The organism is Rhizobium sp. AN80A, assembly GCF_030053015.1.
Taxonomy (GTDB): Bacteria; Pseudomonadota; Alphaproteobacteria; order Rhizobiales; family Rhizobiaceae; genus Rhizobium; species Rhizobium metallidurans.
In genome coordinates this window covers 3,285,001-3,306,769 of record NZ_JASJPX010000003.1, presented here as the reverse complement: position 1 = coordinate 3,306,769, position 21,769 = coordinate 3,285,001, and the positions used below count along the sequence as shown (strand labels likewise).

The window sequence follows — 21,769 nt, the reverse complement described above, 5'->3', positions numbered from 1 at the left end:
TCTCTCCTACTTGTCCAGGTTCTTGCCGACGGCGCGCATCAGGAAGAAGGCGACGATATTGGCGAGAACGACTGCGATGATACCGCCCGCTGCACCGCCGCCCACGTCATAACCGAGACGCGCGGTGCGGTAGATCAGGAAGGTCAGGTTGGTGGAGGCGTAACCGGGGCCGCCATTGGTGGTGACCAGGATTTCCGCATAGATGCCGAGCAGGAAGATCGTCTGGATCAGGATGACGACCGTGATGGCGCGGGAAAGATGCGGCAGCGTCAGGTAGATGAAACGGTTGACGAAATTGGCGCCGTCCATCTCGGCGGCTTCCTTCTGCTCGCCGTCAAGCGACTGCAGGGCCGTCAGAAGGATCAGCGTCGCAAAGGGCAGCCACTGCCACGCAACGATGATGATAACCGACAACAGCGGATACTGCGCAAACCAGTCGACCGGCTGCAGCCCGAAGAATTTCGCGATATCGGCCAGCACCCCATAGGACGGGTGCATGATCATGTTCTTCCAGATCAGCGCCGCCACCGGCGGCATTACGAAGAAGGGCGAGATCACCAGAATGCGCACGATGCCCTGGCCGAAAATCGGCTGGTCGAGCAAAAGACCGATGGCGATGCCGCCGATGACCGTGATGGCCAGCACGCCGACAACCAGGATCAGCGTGTTCCAGATCGCGGTAAAGAAGGCCGGATCGGTATAAAAATACTGGTAGTTGAAGAAACCACCGAAGCTGACGTTTTGCGGCGTCAGGAGATTGTAGTTCTGGAAGGAATAATACAGCGTCATCGACAGCGGTATGACCATCCAGACCAACAGGGCAATGACGGAGGGCGCCATCATCAGCCGCGCCAACGTCTTCGTATTCTGCGTTGCCATTTCAGCGACCCTCCCTTGAGTGGCCACGCGCATCGCCTCTGCGGGAGGCGCACGCACGGTTTCATCTTCTTGTTATGGCTTTAAGCGCTTTTGCCGCGGGCGGCGGGTGTGGCTGCCCGATCAGTCGGGCAGCCACATGTCCCGGGGAGGACCTGTTACTTGATGTAACCGGCGCGGGTCATGTCGCGGGTTGCCGTTGCCTGAGCGGCGGCAAGCGCGTCGTCGACCGTGGACTGGCCGGCGATGACAGCCGAGAACAGCTGACCGACCGTGGTGCCGAGAGCCTGGAATTCAGGGATCGCGACGAACTGGCCACCGGTGTAAGGCACCGGCTTGACGGTCGGCTTGGTGATGTCGGCAGCGTCCATCGCGGCAAGCGTCGGCGCGGCGAACGGAGCAGCCTTGGTGTACTCTTCGTTCTTGTAGAGCGAGGTACGCGTGCCCGGAGGAACGTTTGCCCAGCCTTCCTTGGAAGCGACGAGCGCTGTGTATTCCTTGCTGGTTGCCCAGGCAATGAACTTCTGCGCCGATTCAGCCTTCTTCGAGGAAGCCGGTACGGCGAGGTTCCACGACCACAGCCACTTGCCGTGGTTGTCTACGCCTTCCTTGTTCGGGAAGATGGCGTAACCGACCTTGTCGGCAACCTTCGAGTCCTTCGGGTTCGATACGAAGGATGCGGCGACGGTCGCGTCGATCCACATGCCGCACTTGCCCTGCTGGAACAGCGTCAGGTTTTCGTTGAAGCCGTTGGAGGAAGCACCGGACGGGCCGGCATCCTTCATCAGGTCGGCATAAAACTGCAGGGAAGCCTTCCACTCCGGCTGATCGAACTGCGGCTTCCACTGCTCATCGAACCAGCGACCGCCGAACGAGTTGTTCAGGGCCGAAACGAAGGCCATGTTTTCGCCCCAGCCGGCCTTGCCGCGAAGGCACATGCCGGACACGTCGGCCTTGCGGTCGGTGATCTTGCGGGCAGCGTCGGCGATGAATTCCCAGGTCGGGGTTTCCGGCATGGTCAGACCGGCTTTTTCGAACAGGTCCTTGCGGTACATGATCATCGCGGATTCACCGTAGAACGGTGCCGCATAAAGCTTGCCGTCCATCGAAAGGCCACCGCGGATCGCCGGAAGCAGGTCGTCCACGTCATACTTGTCGCCGAGGCCGTCGAGCGGCAGCAGCCACTTCTGCTTGGCCCAGATCGGAACTTCGTAATTGCCGATGGTGACGATGTCATATTGACCACCGCCGGCGGCGATGTCGGTCGTCACGCGCTCGCGCAGGACGTTTTCTTCAAGGGTTACCCACTCGACCTGAATATCGGGGTTGGCCTTGGTGAATTCGGCGGTCAGGCCCTGCATGCGGACCATGTCGCCGTTGTTGACGGTCGCGATCGTCAGCGTTTCAGCCGAAGCCATGCCCGCGAACGCCAGAACGGAGCAGGCACCGAGCAGAAAAGTTTTCAATGTCATGATCTTCCTCCCAGAAGATGTTAGCGAGCATTCGCTTTGCTCATGGGCAATTACTCAACGACAAGCGATAAATGTCAAGCTCCAATCGTTGCTGCAGCCGCGAAACGACGAGCTATCCTGCTGATTCAAAATGAAATAAATTTTTGCCCACTAGGTGAGCAAATACTCGGCGACCTCTTCATCGGTGATCAAACCGTTGATCTGATGGCCGGTGACGGCAGCCTTGATCGCCTTCATCTTGCGTTTGCCCTTGCCGATGCCGATGACGACGGAGGTGTCACGCGAGGGGAGCGGAGCGGAGGCGACGCGCTCGTTGATCGGGTTGTCGAGCAGCCTGCCTTCGCTGTCGAAAATCCAGCCGCAGATCTCGCCCACGGCGCCATTGTCCATCAGCTCCATCATCTCGCCTTTCTCCAAGAAGCCGTCGACGCAGAGCGGCCCGTCGATGCCGAGTTCGCCGATACCGACGAAGGTCACGTCGGCCTGCGCGCTCATGTCCAGCGTCGAGCGCACCAGCTGCTGGGCATGCAGCGTCTCGCGCTCCTCGGCGGACGTGACCAGAACCGGCAGCGGCATCGGGAAGTGCCGCGCCTTGACGGCATCGGCCATACTGAAGATGACGTTGTAATAGGCGGCCGATCCGTCGGGCGCGATGTTGCCGGTGAGCGAGACGATGCGGTGGTTGATGCATTCGATGGCCGGCAGCTGATCGACCGCCGCCTTCAGCGTTCGCCCGGTCCCGACGGCGAGAACGATCGGGTCGGTCTTCTTCAGCCAGCGTTCGATCTCGGCCGCCGCCGCCTCGGCGATGCCGACTGTCGCGGCACCGGCGCCCGGATCGCTCGGCACGATGTCCACCTGCCGCAGGCCGTATTTCTCGCGCACGGCGTTGGCGAGCTCGAGACAGGCGGCGATCGGGTGATCGAGCCGCACCTTGATCAGTCGCTCGGCGACGGCAAGCGACACGAGCCGCTGCGCCGACTGTCGCGAAATCCCCATGGACGAGGCGATCTCGTCCTGCGTGCGCCCGGCGACATAGTAGAGCCAGCCGGCGCGCGCCGCGTCATCGAGACGACCAGAAGTTTCGGACCTTTTCACCATCGACTATCCATTGCGCGCGGACTGCACCGGCTTTCGCCGGCAAAGCATTTGGTTGAAGCTATGTTCGCGCCAGATCAAAACAAAATTCGGGCAAATGTCGAGTGCATTGAGAAATTGCACAATCTATTTTAGGTCCGGTGCACGCGGCGGCTGCTCTCCAAATCGCCATCGCCGCGCCATCTTTGCCCGCGAAGGCATGCTTGACCTGAGATCGACCGCCACGCTAACTGTGTCGCAGAGGAAGAAATCGTGCGAATTCTGCTGGTTGAGGACGACAAGATGATTGGCGAGGCCGTGCGCGATCACGTCGCCGCCTCGTTCCATGCCGTCGACTGGGTCAAGAACCTTGCCGACGCGGAAGCCGCGACGGGTCCCGTCGAGTATGGACTGGTACTGCTCGACCTCAACCTTCCCGACGGCAGCGGCGTCGATTTCCTGCGCAAGCTCCGCAGCCGCGACATCCGCACCCCCGTCATCATCCTCACCGCGCGCGACCAGATTTCCGACCGCATCGAAGGGCTGAACGCCGGCGCCGACGACTATCTCGTCAAACCCTTCAATCTGGGCGAGCTCGAGGCCCGCATCATGGCCGTGGCCCGTCGCTACGACGCCAACCCGCATCCGGTGGTGCAGATCGGCGATATCGAAATCAACAGGCCACAGCACAAGCTCTCCGTCGACGGCGCCGCCGTCATCCTCACCAGCCGCGAATGGGCGGTCCTCGACCTGTTGACCGCCCGCCCCGGCGCCATCGTCTCCAAGGACCGCATCGAGGAGGCGCTTTACGCCTTCGGCTCGGAAATAGAGAGCAACACGGTCGAGGTCTATGTCAGCCGCCTGCGCAAGAAGATCGGCAAGGATCGCATCCGCACGGCCCGCGGCATCGGCTATACGCTCGGATCGAAATGAAGCGCGAACGCAGTATCACCCGCCCGCTCATCACCGCGCTGACGACGGTGATGGTCATCTTCTGGCTCCTCGCCATCGGGCTGAGCATCCGCGTGATGCAGCACGAGTTCGACGAGATCTTCGACAGCGCCCAGCAGGAAACCACGGAGCGGCTGCTGGCGCTCATCCTTGACGACATGGAGCAGCGCGGCCTAGGCGACCCGCATGGCATCGCGATGCTGAACAGCGCCGCCAATAGCGAGTACCTGACCTATCAGGTTCGCGATGCATCCGGAAAGATCCTGCTGCGCTCCAACGACGCCCTGTCGGAGCCTTTTCCGGCGCCGCTCGAGCCGGGCTTCTACGACAGCGCCACCGAGCGCATCTACACGGAGAAGACATCCGACGGCACGCTCTTCCTGCAGGTCGCGGACCGCTTCAAGAACCGCCGCGAAGCCGTGCGCGAAAGCGCGGTCACCCTGCTCATCCCGCTGGTGGCGCTCATTCCGGCGAGCATCTTCGCCATCTGGTTCATCGTCGGCCGCGCCCTGAAGCCGCTCGACGCGCTGCGCCGGGATATCGGCACCAAGGACGGCGGCAACATGGCGGCGCTGGAGAGCGCCGGCCTGCCGAAGGAGCTGAAGCCGATCGCCCGCTCCGTCAACCTCCTGCTCGGGCGCCTGCGATCGGCGCTTGAATCCGAGCGCGAATTCACCGCCAACAGCGCTCACGAATTGCGAACGCCGATCGCCGGCGCGCTCGCGCAAACGCAGCGCCTCTCCGAAGAACTGCCCCGGGACCGGCCCGGACGCGGGCAAATCAGATCGAAAGCTCGCTGGTCAATCTCGGGCGTCTTGCCGAGAAGTTGCTGCAGCTTGCCCGCGCCGAGGCAGGCATCGGCGGCAGCGCCACCGCCACGGATCTTCGCCCGGTGCTCGACATGATCGTCACCGATTACGAACGCGACCATCGATCGCAAGGCCGGCTGCGCTACGCGCCCGCGCCCGGCGCAACGCTGGTGCGAAACGCCGACATGGACGCGTTCGGCATCATCCTGCGCAATCTCATCGAAAACGCGCTCGTTCACGGCGACCGGCAACTGCCCGTCGAAGTCAGCCTCGATCAGAACGGTGTCGTCCGTGTCGTCAATGGCGGCCCGCTGGTGCCGGAACGGGATATCGCCATGCTCAAGAAGCGCTTTCGGCGCGGCAATACCGGCGCGTCGGGATCGGGGCTTGGCCTGGCCATCACCGAGCGGATCGTCGCGCAAATGGGAGGAACGCTCGACCTGATGTCGCCGGCCAGCGGCCGGACCTCGGGTTTCGAGGCGCGCATCACGCTGCCGGCTTAGCGTATCGTTTGGGCTTGCAAATCGCCGGGAACGATGCGAGCAGATTGAGACAGTTTCGAACAAGCAGAATACGGATGATCATCTCCTTCGACATCGGCGGCTCGGCGATCAAGGGCGGCGTAGCCCTCTCCGAAACCGAGATCACGCCGCTCGGCCGCCGCCCGACGCCACTCGATGATTTCGGCGCCTTCGTCGATACGCTGAGAACCTTCATCGCGGAAGCGGGCGGCACGCCGACGCTGCTGTCGATCTCGATCGCCGGCGTCGTCGATCCCGATACGCAGCTCCTCACCTGCGCCAACATTCCCTGCATCCACCAGCGCACCATCGCGGCCGATATCGAGGCCGAACTGGGCGTGCCGGTGCTGGTCGCCAACGACGCGGACTGCTTCGCCATGGCCGAGGCCGGCCTCGGCGCCGGTCGCGGCCACCGCATCGTGCTCGGCGTCATCTTGGGCACCGGCGTCGGCGGCGGCGTGATCGCCAACGGCCGGCTGATCAACGAGGCGGGCGGCTTCGCCGGCGAATGGGGCCACGGCCCGATCGTCGCGCTGCGCGCCGGCCACCCGCCGGTGGAAATCCCGCATTATGCCTGTGGCTGCGGCCAGAGCGGCTGCGTCGATTCGGTGGGCGGCGCGCGCGGCATGGAACGCCTGCACAAGACCCTTCACGGCCTCGATTTGACCAGCGAGGAGATCATCGGAGCCTGGCTGCGCGGCGAGGAAAAGGCGGCCCGCACGATCGACGTCTACATCGATCTCGTCGCCTCGCCCCTGGCGCTGACCGTCAACATCACCGGCGCCACCATCGTCCCCGTCGCCGGCGGCCTCTCCAATGTCGAGCCGCTATTGCATGAGCTCGACAAGGCCGTGCGCCAGCGCATCCTGCGCAAGTTCGACCGCCCGCTCGTCGTGCGCAGCGAGTGCCGCGTCGAGCCGGGGCTGATCGGGGCGGCCCTCCTGGGCTTGAAGGCGGAAGCGGAGATGCTGGGGTAGAGGCGACCCCAAATCGAAGGCGACGAGCTTGCAGCCCCCTCACCCTACCCTCTCCCCGAGGGGAGAGGGGAAAATAGCCCAGAGGGTGCCGCTTCTCCCCTTCTCCCCAGCGGGGAGCAACCATGTCTCATCTTCTCACATATTTCGGCGTCCATTCGGTCTGTCGGGTGAGGATTGTGTTGGCGAGAATGACGAGTTTGCGGGCCACCGCGATGACCGCGCACAGGTGCTCCTTGCCGTTGCCGCGCAACCGCTTGTAGAAGGCCGCGAGATCCGGATTGTGCCGGCTGGCGGTGAAGGCGCACATGAAAAGGCTCTTGCGCAGCCGTTCGCGACCGCCCTGGATCCGGCGCCTGCCGCGATGCTTGCCGCTGTCGTCATCATAGGGTGCGACACCGGCAAGGGCGGCGACCTCGTTGCGGCCGGCATGGCCGAGTTCGGGCATGCGAATGACGAGGCACAGCGCGCTGCGCATTCCGATCCCCTTGATGGAGACCAAAAGATCGAGCCGCCGCGCCAGATCGGAGTCGTCGCGCACCAGCTTTTCGAGCCGCAGCATATGCGCATTGCGGCAGGTCTCGAGCCTGGCGATCTCGCGGGCGTGGCGGCGCTTGACGATCTCAGGCACGGCGGTCTCGGCGAATGTCTTCACCAGCGCGATCTGCTGTTCGATCTGCTCCAGATAGGTCAGTTCGGCCGAAAGCCGGTCGAAGCGGGCATCGGGCAGCACCGGCAGCGTCTTCAGACTGGCGGTGAAGACAGCAATCAGCGTGGCGTCCAGCCGGTCGTTCTTGGCCCGCTGCAATCGGCTTCTGGCGAAGTACCGCAATTGCGCCGGCTGCAGGCGCGCCGCCGGGCGCTTCTTGCCCCGCAGATGCACCATCAGCCGCCATTCGTAGCCACCGGAGGCTTCGAAGCCGACCCTTTTGACATCATGCTCTTGAAGAAAGGCGTCGAGCCGCTTCAGGCCCGCCGCGTCGTAGGTGACCCGCAGCCGCGCGTCACCGGGATGGATGGCGATGTCGAGATGGCTTTTGCCGACATCGATTCCGGCACAGATCATGCTATCATCGGTCATCTTCGTCGTCCCTGTCTTGGATACGAACCCCAAGGTTCCTGCAACCACACGGGCCTGATGAAGAGCCGGTTGCGATCCTGCTCCCCACAGCCCCTGACGGCTGAGAAGGTGACGATCCGACAACCAACTGCCGGGCGGGCGGCCACCCGCCCGGCAGAAACAACTATCTCATATTTTGATCATCCAAGAAGGTGGCCCGAAGGGTCGGATGAGGGGGCCACACCCTCAGTTCTCAATTGATAATCCCATACAAAAACGGCGCGGTTCTCACCGCGCCGTCCGCATTTTTCACTCCGCCGCTATCGCCGGCGGATGCCGGTGATCCACCGCATCGTCCTCGCCGGATGAAGCCTCATCCTCCCTGCCCTTAGGCTCCTTGCCGAAGAACATCGCGTAAGCCGCCGGCAGTACCAGGATCGTCAGCACCGTGGCGACCAGGATGCCGCCCATCATGGCGTAGGCGAGTGGTCCCCAGAACACGCCGCGCGAAATCGGGATCAACGCCAGAACAGCCGTGAGTGCCGTCAGCATGATCGGACGGAAACGGCGCACGGCCGCCCCGACGATCGCCTCCTGCCGGTGCATGCCCGCCTTGATGTCCTGGTCGATCTGGTCGATCAGGATGATCGAATTGCGGATGATGATGCCCAGCAGCGCGATGACGCCGAGGATGGCGACGAAGCCGAAGGGCGCGCCCGAGATCAAGAGTGCCGCGGCAGCGCCGATGATGCCGAGCGGGCCGGTCGAAAGCACCAGCATCGCCTTGCCGAAATGCTGCAGCTGCGCCATCAGAAGGAGCACGATGACGACAAGCATGATCGGCGCCTTGGCGGCGATCGAGGCCTGGCTTTCGGCCGAATCCTCGGCACCGCCCTGGATCTCGATATTGTAGCCGGCCGGCAGGCTGTCGCGCAGCGGCTGCAGATCGGCATACATCTTCATGGCCACGTCGTTCGACTGCACGCCATCGGGCAGCGTCGCGCGGACGCTGATGGTCGGCAGGCGATCACGCCGCCATTCGATGCCCTGCTCGAGGACCGGCACCACCCTGGCGATCTGCGAGACCGGCACGAAGCCGCCGAAGTCGGTCGGCACGTAGACCGAGTTGACCGCCGACAGCAGCGAGCGGTTGGCCTCCGGCTCGCGGGCGACGATCGAAACCGTCTCCTCGCCATCGCGGAAATCGTCGAGCGGCGCGCCGGACATCGCGGTCTGCAGCATCTGGCGGACGCGTTGCGAGGTGACGCCGAGCGCACGCGCCCGATCCTGGTCGATCACCAGCTTCATCGCCGGCACCTGCTCCAGCCAATCGTCGTGGATGGCGCCGAGCAGCGGATTTTCCTGGAACTTGGCCTTCACCTCGTCGGCGATCCTGCGGACTTCCTGGCGATCCGGGCCCATGACGCGCATCTGCACCGGCCAGCCGGTCGGCGGACCCAGGAACAGGCGGTCGACCTTGCCGCGGATATCGGGGAAATCCTCGGCGAGAATGGTCCTGAGCTTGACGATCAAACGTTCGCGGGCCGGCTCGTCATTGGCCATGATCAGCAGCTGCGCGAAATTCGGGTTCGGAAGCTGCTGGTCGAGCGGCAGGAAGAAGCGCGGCGCGCCTTCGCCGATATAGGTGGCGACGAACTTCTTGTCCGTGTCGTCCATGATCCTGGCTTCGAGCGCCTTCGCCTGCTTCTCGACCTCCTTGATGCTGGTCCCCTCCGGCAGCCACAGATCGACGAGGATCTCGGGACGCGAGGATTGCGGGAAGAAGTTCTGCGGGATGAACTGGAAGGCCCAGAGGCTGGTCATGAACGTCACCAGCGTCATCGCGACCACGATGATCCGATGGCGTACGGCCCAGCTCACGGTTGCCCTGAGACGATGGTAGAAGCGCGTGTCGAAGGCATCGTGATGATCGCCGCCGGCATGCTGGCGCTGCTTCAGGATCATGTAGCCGAGCCACGGCGTGAAGTAGACGGCCACGAACCACGAGACGACGAGCGCGATACCGACGACGTAGAACAGCGTGCGGACATATTCGCCGGCGGTGGATGCCGCGAAGCCGACGGGAATGAACCCGGCCGTGGTGATCAGCGTGCCCGTGAGCATCGGAAAAGCCGTGGAGGAATAGGCGAAGCTCGCCGCCTCTATCTTCACCAGCCCCTCTTCGAGCTTGCGCTCCATGAGTTCGACCACGATCATCGCGTCGTCGACGAGCAGCCCGAGCGCGATGATGAGGGCGCCGAGCGAGATGCGCTGCAGGTCGATGCCGAGTTCGTACATGATGGCGAAGGTGGCGGCCAGCACCAGCGGAATGGCGATGGCGATGACCAGACCCGAACGCCAGCCGATTGAAAGGAAGGAGACGATCAGGACGATGACCAGCGCTTCGGCCAGCGCCCGCATGAATTCGCCCACCGCCTCGGTGACGACATCGGGCTGGTTGGAGATCTGGTCGACGGAAACGCCGTAGGGCAGCGCCTGTTCGAAGCGCTCATAGGTCGCCGCGACATCCTTGCCGACATCGGTGACCTTGTAGCCCTTGGCCATGACGACACCGACCTGAACGCTCTCGCGGCCGTTGAACCGGTACTTCTTCTGGTATGGGTCTTCAAGCCCGGAATAGACGGTGGCGATATCGCCAAGGCGCGTCACCTGGTTGCCGGCCTTGAGTCTGAGTTCGCGGATATCGGCGGCCTTGGTCACGTCGCCTTCGACGGCGATGCGCACCGAGCGCGTGCCGGTATCGACGGAGCCCGCGGGATCGACGCTGTTCTGCCCCTTGATGGCGTTCTGCAGGTCGAGGATCGTCAGGCCACGTTCGGCGAGTGCTTGCGAGGAGACGTCGATATAGAGCTTCTCCGGCTGATCGCCGATGATCACGGCCTTCTCGACACCCGGCGTCGTCAACAGCATGTCGCGCGCCTGGATTGCGAATTTCTTCAGCTCCGGAAAGCTGTAGCCATCGCCGCTGATCGATTGCAGCGTGATGAAGGTGTCGCCGAACTCGTCGTTGAAATAGGGGCCGAGCAGGCCGGATGGCAGCTGGTTGGAGATATCGCCGACTTTCTTGCGCACCTGGTAGAAGGCGTCGGCGACCTGAGCGGCGTTGGTATCGCCCTTGACCTGCAGCGTGATGACGGCCGATCCGGCGCGCGTATAGGATTTCACCCAGTCGATACTCGGTGTTTCCTGCAGCTTGCGCTCGATCTTGTTGACCACCTGGTCTTCCATCTCCTGGATGGAGGCGCCCGGCCACACGGCCTGCACGACCATGACGCGGAAGGTGAAATCGGGATCTTCCTTCTGCCCCATGCGCATCAGCCCGAGCACGCCGGTGATCAGGATGAGCCCGAACAGGAAGCGCGCGATGCTCGGATGGCCGATCGCCCAGCGCGACAGGTTGAAGGGCTTCTTCTCGGTGGTGGAATTGTCCATTGTCCCGTTCCCTCTCCTGACCGCTTAGCGAACGACGTCGCCGGTCTCGGCTGTAGCCTCGGCCGATGCCGATTGCTGGCCGGGCAGCTTCACCTTGAGATTGTCGGTCATGAACTGCGTTCCGCGGCAACGACGAGATCGCCGGTCTTCAAGCCGTCCGAAATGCTGACGCCGTCGCCGGTGAAGTCGGCGACCGTGACATCTCGGGCACTCACGGTCTGCTGGTCGCGATCGACCACCCAGACGATCTTCCTGCCGTCCTTCTCGGCGAGAGCCGCGAGCGGAATGGCGACATCGGTGTTGGCGTTGCTGACGCTGGCCTCGATCGTCGCCGTCATGCCGAGGAGGACGCGATCGTCGTTGGGCAGGCTCACGCGAACCGCGAACGTGCGCGACTGCGCATCGGCACTGCCCGAGACTTCGCGCACCTTGCCGTCGAGAACGAGCTTGGCCGAGGACCAAAAGCTCGCCTTGACAGTCTTGCCCGGCTTGAACTCGGCGATGTCGTTTTCCGGCACCGCGATCTGCACTTCCTTTTCGCCGTCGAGCGCGACTGTCGCGACCGGCGTGCCGGCGGCGACAACCGTGCCGGTATCGGCGCTGATCGCTGTGACGATACCGCTCTGGTCGGCCTTGAGCTCGGCATAGCTCACCTGGTTTCGCGCCTGGTCGAGCGAGGAGCGAGCCGCGTCGCGGGTGGATACGGCCTGATCGTAGCTGAGCGATGCCTGCTCGAGCTGCGACTTGGCCGTCACGCTCTTGTCGAACAGCTGTTGCGCGCGCTTGTTGGCGAGATCAGCCGTGCCGACACCCTTTTCGGCGGCCGCCAGATTTGCCTCCGCGGTCTTCGTCGCGAGTTCGTAGTCGGTGGCGTCGATGCGCGCGATCACGTCGCCGGGCTGGACGCGGTCGCCGATGTTGACGCGCCGCTCGGTGATCTTGCCGGCAACGCGGAAGCCGAGGTTCATCTCGACGCGCGCCTTGACCGCACCCGAATAATCGAGCGCGCGGGTCTCGCCGGCCTTGGTGATCTCCACGACCTTCACCGGCCGCAAGATTTCCTTGGTCTCCGCCTTCTTATCTTCGCTGCAGCCGGAAACGGCGAGCGATACGGCGCCAAGAAGCGCGAAACTGGCAACGGACGGCAACCTGACTGTCTTCAGCGAAATCATCTTTCGCACTCCTGAAATGATTATGTTTGTTGATGTGCCTGGCGGTCTGGCGCCAGGCCTATTTCTTCAGCGCGCGGATCGAGAAATCGATCAGCTCGTCCACCGTCGCGCGGTTGGTCTTGGCAAGACATTGCGCCACCATGATCGGGTGGCAGAGGGTCACCGTGGCGGCACCAAAGCAGCGCGAGGCGACGGCGGGATCCTGATCGGCGAACTCGCCGGCGTTGATACCCTGTTGGATGACTTCGGCCAGCAGATCTTGAATGCTGTCGACATGCTTTTCGATGACATGCCAGTCGCGCTCGATGGCGACGACCACCATCTCGTGCACCTTTTCCTGGTCGAGCATGGTCTCGACCGTCATCTCGTATTGTCCGCGCACGAAACGGCTCAGCCGCTCCGACGCTCTGAGCGGCAGATGGCAGATCTCATAGGCCTGCTCGTAGCTCGCCGCGAGCATCCGTCCGCAGATCGCCTGGTGGATTTCGATTTTCGAGGAGAAGAAGCGATAGACGTTGGCCGGCGACATGCCGAGATCGCGGGCAATATCGGCGACCGTGGTCTTGGAGTAGCCATAGTGACGAAACAGCCGCTCGGCCGCATCGAGAATGCGGGTGGCATTCTCCTGTCGGGTGGCTTCGAGAATGCTTTCAGCGGTGTCGTTCATGATTTCTGCCGTGTTGATTTACGACTGACGATTTTTGAATTTCGTCAGTCGTAAGGCATCAGGCGACAGTTGTCAATCTTTTGCATTGCGGTATGGGGTGGGTGAGGAATGTTGCTGTGCAATCAAAAGGCCCCTCCCCAACCCCTCCCCACAAGGGGGAGGGGCTTGCTGGGCGCGATGCCCTGCCTAAAGCCGCAAGCTCTCAACCACCGGTACGAGAGAATTGGGCACAGACGATGCCACGGCTTAGCCCCTCCCCCCTTGTGGGGAAGGTTGGGGAGGGGTCTTCACCGCACCCATGAACGGAAAATGCCGCGGCACAAAGCACCGCGGCATCTCGAACCATCGATCAATCCCCGCTTACGCGAGCTGCGCATCCAGCGTGATCGGCACCGCGGCCAGCGCCTTGGAAACCGGGCAACCCGCCTTGGCCTTGCCGGCGAGCTCAATGAAGGTCTTTTCGTCGCAGTTGGGAACCGTGCCGCGCAGCGTCAGCAGGATGGCGCTGATCGCAAAGCCGCCCTCGACGCTTTCGAGCGTCACCTTCGCCGTCGTTTCCATGCTGGTCGCGGTAAAGCCCGCCTCGCCGAGGATCAGCGACAGCGCCATGGTGAAGCAGCCGGCATGGGCGGCACCGATCAGTTCTTCGGGATTGGTGCCCGGGAGACCTTCGAAGCGGCTGGCAAAGCCATAAGGGTAGGATTTGAGCGCGCCGCTCTGCGTCGAGATCTGACCCTTGCCGTCCTTGATGCCGCCCGACCACTGTGCGGAACCTGTGCGATTGATCTGCATGCCGTTCTCCTGTTGGACTGAGTGTTCTCCAACGCGGCGACCCGCCGCGTCATCCGGTCAAGAGGCGCGAAAACCCCTTCGCCCGAGGATATAAGTCTCTAATCCAGGAAGGCGACAGTCTTGTAAAATTTGATTGCGCCGACCGCCGACATCGCCATCACCGGCAGTGCTGCGCTGATCAGCGGATGGTGCCGGCGGTCTCCAGCGTGAAGAGTTCCTGCGGCCGCTGCACGCCGCGTAGCGCGTAGCGCCCGACGCAGGCAAGCGCGCCACGCTCCGTCTCGGGAACGGCGGCGGCGAAATCGGACGACATCAGCACGTTGAAATCGACCGACCGGCAGAGCGAGGCGATGCGGCTGACCTCGTTGACGGCGGGACCGATGACCGTGAAATCGAGCCGTTCCTGGCTGCCGATATTGCCATAGAAGACGTCGCCGATATGCAGGCCGATATAGACGTCGGTGGTCGGCCGCTCCTCGAAGGCGCGCTCGTTGTTCAGCCTCACCAATCTTTCGTGCAGCATCCGCTCGGCCTTCAGCGCCGCCGAACAGGCATCGGCGGGTGCATCGGCCTTGAAGATCGCCAGCACCCCGTCGCCGATCAGCTTCAGCACATTGCCGCCGGCCTCATGCACCGCCGTGATAACAAGATCGCTGTAGGCGTTCAGCATCGGCAGGATTTCCTCGGGCGAGGCGCTGTCCGAGATCTTCGTGTAGTTCACCAGGTCGGAGAACCACAGCACCGCCGAAATCCGTTCCGACTTGCCGCGGCTGATCTTGCCATCCAGTACCTGCCGCGCCGCGTCCTCGCCGAGATAGACCTCGGCGATCGTGCGGGCGATGCGCCCGAGCGCGATGCACTTGATGGCGAGCGCCAGCACCGGCACCAGCTTGCGCAGGATCATCATGTGATGATCGGAAAATCCTTCCGGATGGCGCGTGACAAAATGCGCGAAGAAGCAATCCATCTCGCCGATCGTACCGGCCTTTTCGAACTTGCGTACCATCGCGACGAAATCGGTATGCCCTTCCGCCTGCATCGTATCCAGCATGTAGAAATCGGCCGGATCGCCGAACCCCAGCCGGCGGCGAACCTCGTTATCGGTGCCCGCCCAAAGATGATAGAAGGCCGAGCGCTGCCAGTTTTCCAGCGAGTTCCCATCGCCACCCATCGGGCCATAGGCGAACTCCGCCTCGACATCTTCCTCGCTATCCCAGCGAAAAGCACGCCCCTCGTGAACCGGGTGCAGCGTATCCATCAGCGCCAGGCTACGGTCGAGCGGAAGGCCAAGCCTTCGGCAGGTCTCGCAGAAGCCGGTCAGCAGCTCGGATTCGGTCGCGCCATTCAGCCCCTGCTCCGTCAGCCACGCCGCAACCGTACCGATATCGCTGTATTCCATGCCACATTCACCTTGTCTGATAGAATAGCCTTAACGTGATTTGACGGCCGACGAAACGGCAAAGCTGACAAACGTCATGTCCCGCCCTCATGTCATAAGGTGTGATGATTCCGACCACCGACAAGGATGCCGACAGGGACGCCACAGCCGTACTTCAAAAATGGCCAGGCGCGGGCCTTTTGCGCGGCGGGGCTCTGGCACGCCGCTTCGTTTACGTTTACGAAGAAGGTCAAATCGCTTTGGGAGGAGCAGCCTGTGTCGCAAGATGCGCTTTACGACATCCGTGACGATCGTTTCAACCGCCTGATCGCGGGCAGCGCCAGGCTGGAGGAACTCTATTCCGGATGCCGCTGGGCCGAGGGTCCCGTCTGGTTCTCCGATCTCAACTGCCTTCTCTGGAGCGACATCCCCAATGAGCGCATCATGCGCTGGGTACCGGACGGCGGCGCCTCGGTCTTCCGCTCCCCGTCCAACTATGTCAACGGCAACACCCGCGATCGCCAGGGGCGGCTGGTCTCCTGCGAACATGGCGGCCGCCGCGTCACCCGCACCGAGCCGGATGGCCGCATCACCGTGCTCGCCGATCGCTACAAGGGCAAGCGCCTGAATTCGCCGAACGACGTCGTCGTCCGCTCCGACGGCTCCATCTGGTTCACCGATCCGAGCTACGGCATCATGTCCGATTATGAAGGCCACAAGGCCGAGCCCGAGCAGGAAACCAGAAACGTCTACCGCATCGATGCCGGAACCGGCGAAATCGAAGCGGTCGCTACCGACTTCATCCAGCCCAACGGGCTTGCCTTCTCTCCGGATGAAAAGCAGCTCTATATCGCGGATTCAGGCTCCTCGAACCACGAGGTGCCGCGCCATATCCGCGTCTTCGACGTGATCGACGACCGCAAGCTGACCAACAGCCGCTACTTCTGCTCGATCGACAAGGGCGTGCCCGATGGCTTCCGCTTCGATGTCGCCGGCAACCTCTGGAGCAGTGCGGCCGACGGCGTCCACTGCTTCGCGCCCGATGGAACCCTCATCGGCAAGATCAAGGTGCCGCAGACGGTCTCCAACGTCACCTTCGGTGGCCAGAAGAAAAACCGTCTGTTCATAACCGCGACGCAATCGCTCTACGCCATTTACTTAACGACCAACGGCGCCCAGTACCCGTAAGCCAAAACCGACATTGAACGTGCAGCCGGGGCCGCTTGTTACGCCGCCGCTGCGCCTCCGTCCCCGATATCGTTACCGCCGTGAGAAACTGACATGCGTTCCATCGTTCCCTATAACGAATCCTGGGCTTTCCATGAGGGTGCCGGCCAGCATCTGCTGCGCGATTTCGACGGCCGTGTCATCGTCAACCTGCCGCATACGGCGGTCGAGCTGCCGTTCAACTATGTCGATGAAGCAAGCTACCAGCGCGCCTTCACCTATCAGAAGCTGCTGCGCTGGATGCCGGAATTCGAGGGCCGCGAGGTCTCGCTTGTGTTCGACGCCGCCATGGCCGACGCCGTGGTCTATCTCAACGGCGAGGAGATCATCGCCCACAAGGATGGCTACACGCCCTTCGAGGCGCGCCTGACCAACGGCCTTCAGCGCGGCGACAATCTGATATCAGTCACCATCGACGGCAGCGAGAACCCCGCCATCCCGCCCTTCGGCGGCGCCATCGACTATCTGACCTATGCGGGCATCTATCGCGAGGTGTGGCTGAAGGTCACCGATCCCGTCTCGATCCGCAATGTCAAGATCGAGACCACGAGCGTGCTGGCCGAAGAAAAATCCGCCTCCGTGCGCGTCCATCTCGCCAATCCTCGCAACGTGCCCTTCCTCGGCACGCTGACCGCCTCGCTTGCCGATATCGATGGCAATGTGCTGGCCACCGCCGCGACGGACACGACCGGCGACGACGCAACGCTCGATTTCGACGGCCTCACCGGTATCGCGCTCTGGGATATCGACAATCCGGAACTCTACCGGATGACGGTTGAGCTCAAGACCAGCCATGGTTCCGACAGGCTGACGACCAGCTTCGGCTTCCGCACCGCCGAGTTCACCGCTGAAGGCTTCAGGCTGAACGGCCGCCCGCTGAAGCTGCGCGGCCTCAACCGCCACCAGTCCTTCCCCTATGTCGGCTATGCCGCCGGCCGCTCCGCCCAGGAACGCGACGCCGACATCATGAAATCCGTGCTGAAGTGCAACATGGTCCGCACCTCGCACTATCCGCAATCGAAGTGGTTTCTCGACCGCTGCGACAAGATCGGCCTCCTCGTGTTCGAGGAGATCCCCGGATGGCAGCATATCGGCGACCAGGAATGGCAGCATGAATCGATCCGCAACGTCCGCCGGATGATCGAGCGCGACTGGAACCACCCCTCGATCGTCATCTGGGGCGTGCGCATCAACGAGAGCCAGGATAGCCACCACTTCTATGCCGAGACCAACCGGCTCGCCCGTGAGCTCGACCCCACCCGCCCGACCGGCGGCGTTCGCTATATCACCGATAGCGAGCTGCTCGAGGACGTCTACACGATGAACGACTTCATCCTCGGCAACGAGGAGCTGCCCGGCGCCAACCGCCCGCGCACGCCGCTGCGGCCGCAGCAGGAAAGTACCGGCCTCTCCTACAAGGTGCCGTACATGATCACCGAATTCGGCGGTCACATGTACCCGACCAAGATCTACGACCAGGAAGCGCGCCAGGCCGAGCATGTCCGCCGCCACCTCGAAGTGCTGAACGCCGCCTATGGCGATCCCGACATAGCGGGCGCCATCGGCTGGTGCATGTTCGACTACAACACCCACAAGGATTTCGGCTCCGGCGACCGCATCTGCTATCACGGCGTCATGGACATGTTCCGCGAACCGAAATTCGCCGCTTACGCCTATGCCAGCCAGTGCGAACCCTCCGAAGACGTAATCATGAAGCCGGTCACCTTCTGGGCGCGCGGCGAACGCAACATCGGCGGCGTGCTCCCCTTGATCGTGCTGACCAATTGTGACGAGGTCGAGCTGACCTACGGCTCGGTGACCAAGCGCGTCGGCCCCGACTACGAGAACTTCCCGCACCTGCCGCATCCGCCCGTCGTCTTCGACCACCGCCACTTCACCGCCGACGAACTCGGCATCTGGGGCCAGAAATGGATCGACGGCAGCTTCGCCGGCTATGTCGACGGCGCGCCCGCGGCGCGGCTGACGCTGGTCGCCGATCCGCTGCCGACAACGCTGCAGGTGATCGCCGACAGCACCCGGCTGAAGGCGCGCGAACGCGACACCACCCGCATCGTGCTGCGCGCGCTCGACCAGCAGGGCCAGCGCCTGCCGTTCCTGAACGAAGTGGTGACGATGGCCATCACCGGCCCGGCGAAGATCGTCGGCCCCAGCACCATCCCGCTCCAGGGCGGCACGGCCGGTCTCTGGATCGAGACCACGGGCCTCACCGGCGAGATCGTGCTCGAGGCCACCTGCCCCCGCTTCGGCCCGGTGCGGCTGACCCTGGCGGCGGTCTGACCGACGATGCCTCGGCAGAGACGGCCGAGGCTGTGACGCCGGCGGTCACGGCAGAGAGTCGCACAGAGCCCGTGTCACGTCGGTTACGACCGGCACCGAGGCAGGACCTCGTCAGGCACCGGCCGGCGCTCCCTGCCTGGCCGGATGCCGGTGGAAATGCCATTTCAACCGCATGATTGCGTTTACAAGGCGTTGCTCCAACCGGCGAGCCGCGCCGCCATTGTCGCGAGGTGATCGCCGGCCGAAAAGCCCGAGATCGTCTTGCGCGGCGTGAGGTCATGATCGCCGTCCTCGAACCAGGCAATCTCGATCGTCTCGGCGAGACCATAGCCCGCGACCTCGTCGCGTGTCCCGAACGGATCGCGCGTCCCCTGGCAGATCAGCGTCGGCGTCGACAAGTGTCGTAGATGCGCCGTGCGCAGTTGCTCCGGCTTGCCGATCGGATGGAAGGGATAGCCGAGGCAGAACAGCCCGACTATCCGCCCGGCCCGGAAGAGATCGTCCGCCACCATGCTGGCAACCCGGCCGCCCATCGACTTGCCCCCGATGATCAGCCGGGGCGGCGCGCCAAGCGCGTCGACGGCGGCGAGATACTCGGATATCAATCGCTCGGCCTTCGGCGCCGGCGGCCTGCGCCCCGACGATCGCCGCTCGGCCATATAGCCGAACTCGAAGCGAACCACGCGCAGCCCCGCCCCGCCGATCGCATCGGCCGCCCGCGTCATCGCCGCCGAATCCATCGCGCCCCCGGCGCCATGCGCCATAAGCAGGGTAACGCGCGCATCGTCGGGACCTGTGATCAGAAAGGATTGGGTCATGTGCCGACCTTACACACAAAATCGCAGCCGTCGCGGACCATTGTGCGTTGTCGCTGTGTCTGCATGGGGATTTGGTTGCGAGTGCGGAATTTGAACCCCGCGGCCTTTCGCGAACGCCAAAATCCCGCGTTTTGCGGGCTTTGTTTGTCTTGTCTTATGTGATTTCAGTCTTTGGAATGATTGGTTGCGGGGGCAGGATTTGAACCTGCGGCCTTCAGGTTATGAGCCTGACGAGCTACCGGGCTGCTCCACCCCGCGTCCAGCGCATTCGGCTTTGCCGAATGGCGCGGCGGCCTAACCGCGAAGCGGTTATGCCTCCTACCGGAGCAAAACCCTATTGGGTTTTGTTCCTGTGAGGGACGCACCATTATAGATCAGGTGCGTCGAAGTTTCATTCTGTATATGGGCCTTAAAGCAGAAAGGACCGCTTTAGGCGGCCCTTTTGTTTCGGCCTTGGCCGTCATGTGATGAGAAGATTTTTTGTTGCGTTTAGCAGACCTGGCAGCGACCGACTCTCCCGCGTCTTAAGACGAAGTACCATAGGCGCAGGGGCGTTTCACGGCCGTGTTCGGAATGGGAACGGGTGCAGCCGCCCCGCCATAACCACCAGGTCAGCGAAGCGCAACAATTGAGAAGCTGGTGAGGCCTGTCAGGCCTCGTTTTGTCTTGAACACGTCTCAGGCGACAACCGGCCGAACACTGCGTGTTCGCCGGGCCCGTATCGCAAAGGCTTCGCCTTCGCTCTGTCAGGCCAAGCGCTTCGCGCTTGCCTTGAGATGAGCATTATCAATGAGAACAATTAAGCCGATCGAGCTATTAGTAACGGTAAGCTTCACACATTGCTGCGCTTCCACACCCGTCCTATCAACGTGGTCGTCTTCCACGGCTCTGATAGGGAATACTCGTTTTCAGGTTGGTTTCCCGCTTAGATGCCTTCAGCGGTTATCCATTCCATATGTAGCTACCCTGCTATGCCGTTGGCACGACAACAGGTCCACCAGAGATATGTCCATCCCGGTCCTCTCGTACTAGGGACAGATCCTGTCAATATTCCTACACCCACGGCAGATAGGGACCGAACTGTCTCACGACGTTCTGAACCCAGCTCACGTACCGCTTTAATTGGCGAACAGCCAAACCCTTGGGACCTGCTCCAGCCCCAGGATGCGATGAGCCGACATCGAGGTGCCAAACAACCCCGTCGATATGGACTCTTGGGGGTCATCAGCCTGTTATCCCCGGCGTACCTTTTATCCGTTGAGCGATGGCCCTTCCACGCGGGACCACCGGATCACTATGACCGACTTTCGTCTCTGCTCGACTTGTCAGTCTCGCAGTCAGGCGGGCTTATGCCATTGCACTCGACGACCGATTTCCGACCGGTCTGAGCCCACCATCGCGCGCCTCCGTTACTCTTTCGGAGGCGACCGCCCCAGTCAAACTACCCACCATACACTGTCCCGGATCCGGATAACGGACCGCGGTTAGACATCCATGACGATAAGGGTGGTATTTCAAGGATGGCTCCACGGAAACTGGCGTCCCCGCTTCAAAGCCTACCACCTATCCTACACATGCCGACACGAATGCCAGTGTAAAGCTATAGTAAAGGTGCACGGGGTCTTTCCGTCTGACCGCAGGAACCCCGCATCTTCACGGGGAATTCAATTTCACTGAGTCTATGTTGGAGACAGCGGGGAAGTCGTTACGCCATTCGTGCAGGTCGGAACTTACCCGACAAGGAATTTCGCTACCTTAGGACCGTTATAGTTACGGCCGCCGTTTACTGGGGCTTCAGTTCAAAGCTTGCACCTCTCCCTTTAACCTTCCAGCACCGGGCAGGCGTCAGACCCTATACGTCGTCTTGCGACTTCGCAGAGCCCTGTGTTTTTGATAAACAGTCGCTACCCCCTGGTCTGTGCCACCCCATCACACTTGCGTACAATGGGGTCACGCTTCTTCCGAAGTTACGCGTGCAATTTGCCGAGTTCCTTCAACATAGTTCTCTCAAGCGCCTTGGTATACTCTACCTGACCACCTGTGTCGGTTTCGGGTACGGTCTATAATGATGGAGCTATTTCCTGGAACCGCTTCCCTGCACCCACAATCCAATAAGTGAATACAAGTTACGCAATCCGTCACTACCACCAGGCCCACGAATATTAACGTGGTTCCCATCGACTACGCGTTTCCGCCTCGCCTTAGGGGCCGGCTAACCCTGCTC

The 21,769-nt window shown here is 62.5% G+C and carries 13 protein-coding genes, 1 tRNA gene, 2 rRNA genes and 2 pseudogenes (1 of these 18 cut by a window edge); 5 read left to right on the top strand and 13 right to left on the bottom strand.

Going from position 1 to position 21,769, the window contains the following annotated elements; genetic code table 11:
• Positions 1 to 6: 6 nt before the first annotated feature.
• The 3 genes from P3R82_RS27895 to P3R82_RS27885 all read right to left on the bottom strand — a co-directional run bounded on the left by P3R82_RS27895 (position 7) and on the right by P3R82_RS27885 (position 3,449).
• Positions 7 to 879, bottom strand: a complete 873-nt coding sequence (locus P3R82_RS27895; RefSeq protein WP_183902530.1) for a sugar ABC transporter permease — start codon at positions 877 to 879, stop codon at positions 7 to 9.
• 155 nt (positions 880 to 1,034) lie between these two features.
• Positions 1,035 to 2,348, bottom strand: a complete 1,314-nt coding sequence (locus tag P3R82_RS27890) for a sugar ABC transporter substrate-binding protein (RefSeq protein ID WP_183902529.1) — start codon at positions 2,346 to 2,348, stop codon at positions 1,035 to 1,037.
• A gap of 150 nt (positions 2,349 to 2,498) precedes the next feature.
• Positions 2,499 to 3,449 (bottom strand): sugar-binding transcriptional regulator, encoded by a 951-nt coding sequence (locus tag P3R82_RS27885; RefSeq protein ID WP_283196101.1) that lies wholly within the window; start codon positions 3,447 to 3,449, stop codon positions 2,499 to 2,501.
• Between the two features lie 249 nt (positions 3,450 to 3,698).
• Between P3R82_RS27885 and P3R82_RS27880 the strand changes: the two genes are divergently transcribed.
• From P3R82_RS27880 to P3R82_RS27870, 3 genes and pseudogenes are all read left to right on the top strand, one after another.
• The gene (locus tag P3R82_RS27880; protein WP_283196100.1) at positions 3,699 to 4,358 is read left to right on the top strand and encodes a response regulator; all 660 of its coding nucleotides are present in this window, start codon (positions 3,699 to 3,701) and stop codon (positions 4,356 to 4,358) included.
• Positions 4,355 to 5,688, top strand: a pseudogene (locus tag P3R82_RS27875) (ATP-binding protein). The gene P3R82_RS27880 and the pseudogene P3R82_RS27875 overlap by 4 nt, the downstream one beginning before the upstream one ends.
• 74 nt (positions 5,689 to 5,762) lie before the next feature.
• Positions 5,763 to 6,683: an ROK family protein gene (locus P3R82_RS27870; protein ID WP_283196099.1), complete on the top strand. Its 921-nt coding sequence runs from the start codon at positions 5,763 to 5,765 to the stop codon at positions 6,681 to 6,683.
• A 127-nt stretch (positions 6,684 to 6,810) separates the two neighbouring features.
• On the opposite strand, the gene P3R82_RS27865 is transcribed toward P3R82_RS27870, so the two are convergent.
• The 6 genes and pseudogenes from P3R82_RS27865 to P3R82_RS27840 form a co-directional block, all read right to left on the bottom strand.
• Positions 6,811 to 7,761: an IS110 family transposase gene (locus P3R82_RS27865; protein ID WP_283196098.1), complete on the bottom strand. Its 951-nt coding sequence runs from the start codon at positions 7,759 to 7,761 to the stop codon at positions 6,811 to 6,813.
• A gap of 288 nt (positions 7,762 to 8,049) precedes the next feature.
• Positions 8,050 to 11,193, bottom strand: a complete 3,144-nt coding sequence (locus P3R82_RS27860) for an efflux RND transporter permease subunit (RefSeq protein ID WP_283196097.1) — start codon at positions 11,191 to 11,193, stop codon at positions 8,050 to 8,052.
• Positions 11,194 to 11,217: 24 nt separating this feature from the next.
• Positions 11,218 to 12,365 (bottom strand): annotated as a pseudogene (locus P3R82_RS27855) (efflux RND transporter periplasmic adaptor subunit).
• A 58-nt stretch (positions 12,366 to 12,423) separates the two neighbouring features.
• The gene (locus P3R82_RS27850; protein ID WP_283196096.1) at positions 12,424 to 13,032 is read right to left on the bottom strand and encodes a TetR family transcriptional regulator; all 609 of its coding nucleotides are present in this window, start codon (positions 13,030 to 13,032) and stop codon (positions 12,424 to 12,426) included.
• 360 nt (positions 13,033 to 13,392) lie between these two features.
• The gene (locus tag P3R82_RS27845) at positions 13,393 to 13,824 is read right to left on the bottom strand and encodes an OsmC family protein (RefSeq protein WP_018902456.1); all 432 of its coding nucleotides are present in this window, start codon (positions 13,822 to 13,824) and stop codon (positions 13,393 to 13,395) included.
• A gap of 178 nt (positions 13,825 to 14,002) precedes the next feature.
• On the bottom strand, positions 14,003 to 15,223 hold the full coding sequence (locus P3R82_RS27840; protein ID WP_283196095.1) for an adenylate/guanylate cyclase domain-containing protein: 1,221 nt from the start codon (positions 15,221 to 15,223) through the stop codon (positions 14,003 to 14,005).
• 255 nt (positions 15,224 to 15,478) lie between these two features.
• Here P3R82_RS27840 and P3R82_RS27835 point away from each other — a divergent pair, with 255 nt between their 5' ends.
• Positions 15,479 to 16,390, top strand: a complete 912-nt coding sequence (locus tag P3R82_RS27835) for an SMP-30/gluconolactonase/LRE family protein (RefSeq protein ID WP_283196094.1) — start codon at positions 15,479 to 15,481, stop codon at positions 16,388 to 16,390.
• Between the two features lie 93 nt (positions 16,391 to 16,483).
• The gene (locus P3R82_RS27830; protein WP_283196093.1) at positions 16,484 to 18,727 is read left to right on the top strand and encodes a glycoside hydrolase family 2 TIM barrel-domain containing protein; all 2,244 of its coding nucleotides are present in this window, start codon (positions 16,484 to 16,486) and stop codon (positions 18,725 to 18,727) included.
• Between the two features lie 182 nt (positions 18,728 to 18,909).
• On the opposite strand, the gene P3R82_RS27825 is transcribed toward P3R82_RS27830, so the two are convergent.
• The 4 genes from P3R82_RS27825 to P3R82_RS27810 form a co-directional block, all read right to left on the bottom strand.
• The gene (locus P3R82_RS27825; protein WP_283196092.1) at positions 18,910 to 19,545 is read right to left on the bottom strand and encodes an alpha/beta family hydrolase; all 636 of its coding nucleotides are present in this window, start codon (positions 19,543 to 19,545) and stop codon (positions 18,910 to 18,912) included.
• Between the two features lie 181 nt (positions 19,546 to 19,726).
• Positions 19,727 to 19,803, bottom strand: a tRNA-Met gene (locus P3R82_RS27820).
• Positions 19,804 to 20,041: 238 nt separating this feature from the next.
• Positions 20,042 to 20,156 (bottom strand): 5S ribosomal RNA (gene rrf / locus P3R82_RS27815).
• Positions 20,157 to 20,340: 184 nt separating this feature from the next.
• Positions 20,341 to 21,769 (bottom strand): 23S ribosomal RNA (locus P3R82_RS27810); it runs 1,372 nt beyond the window's last position.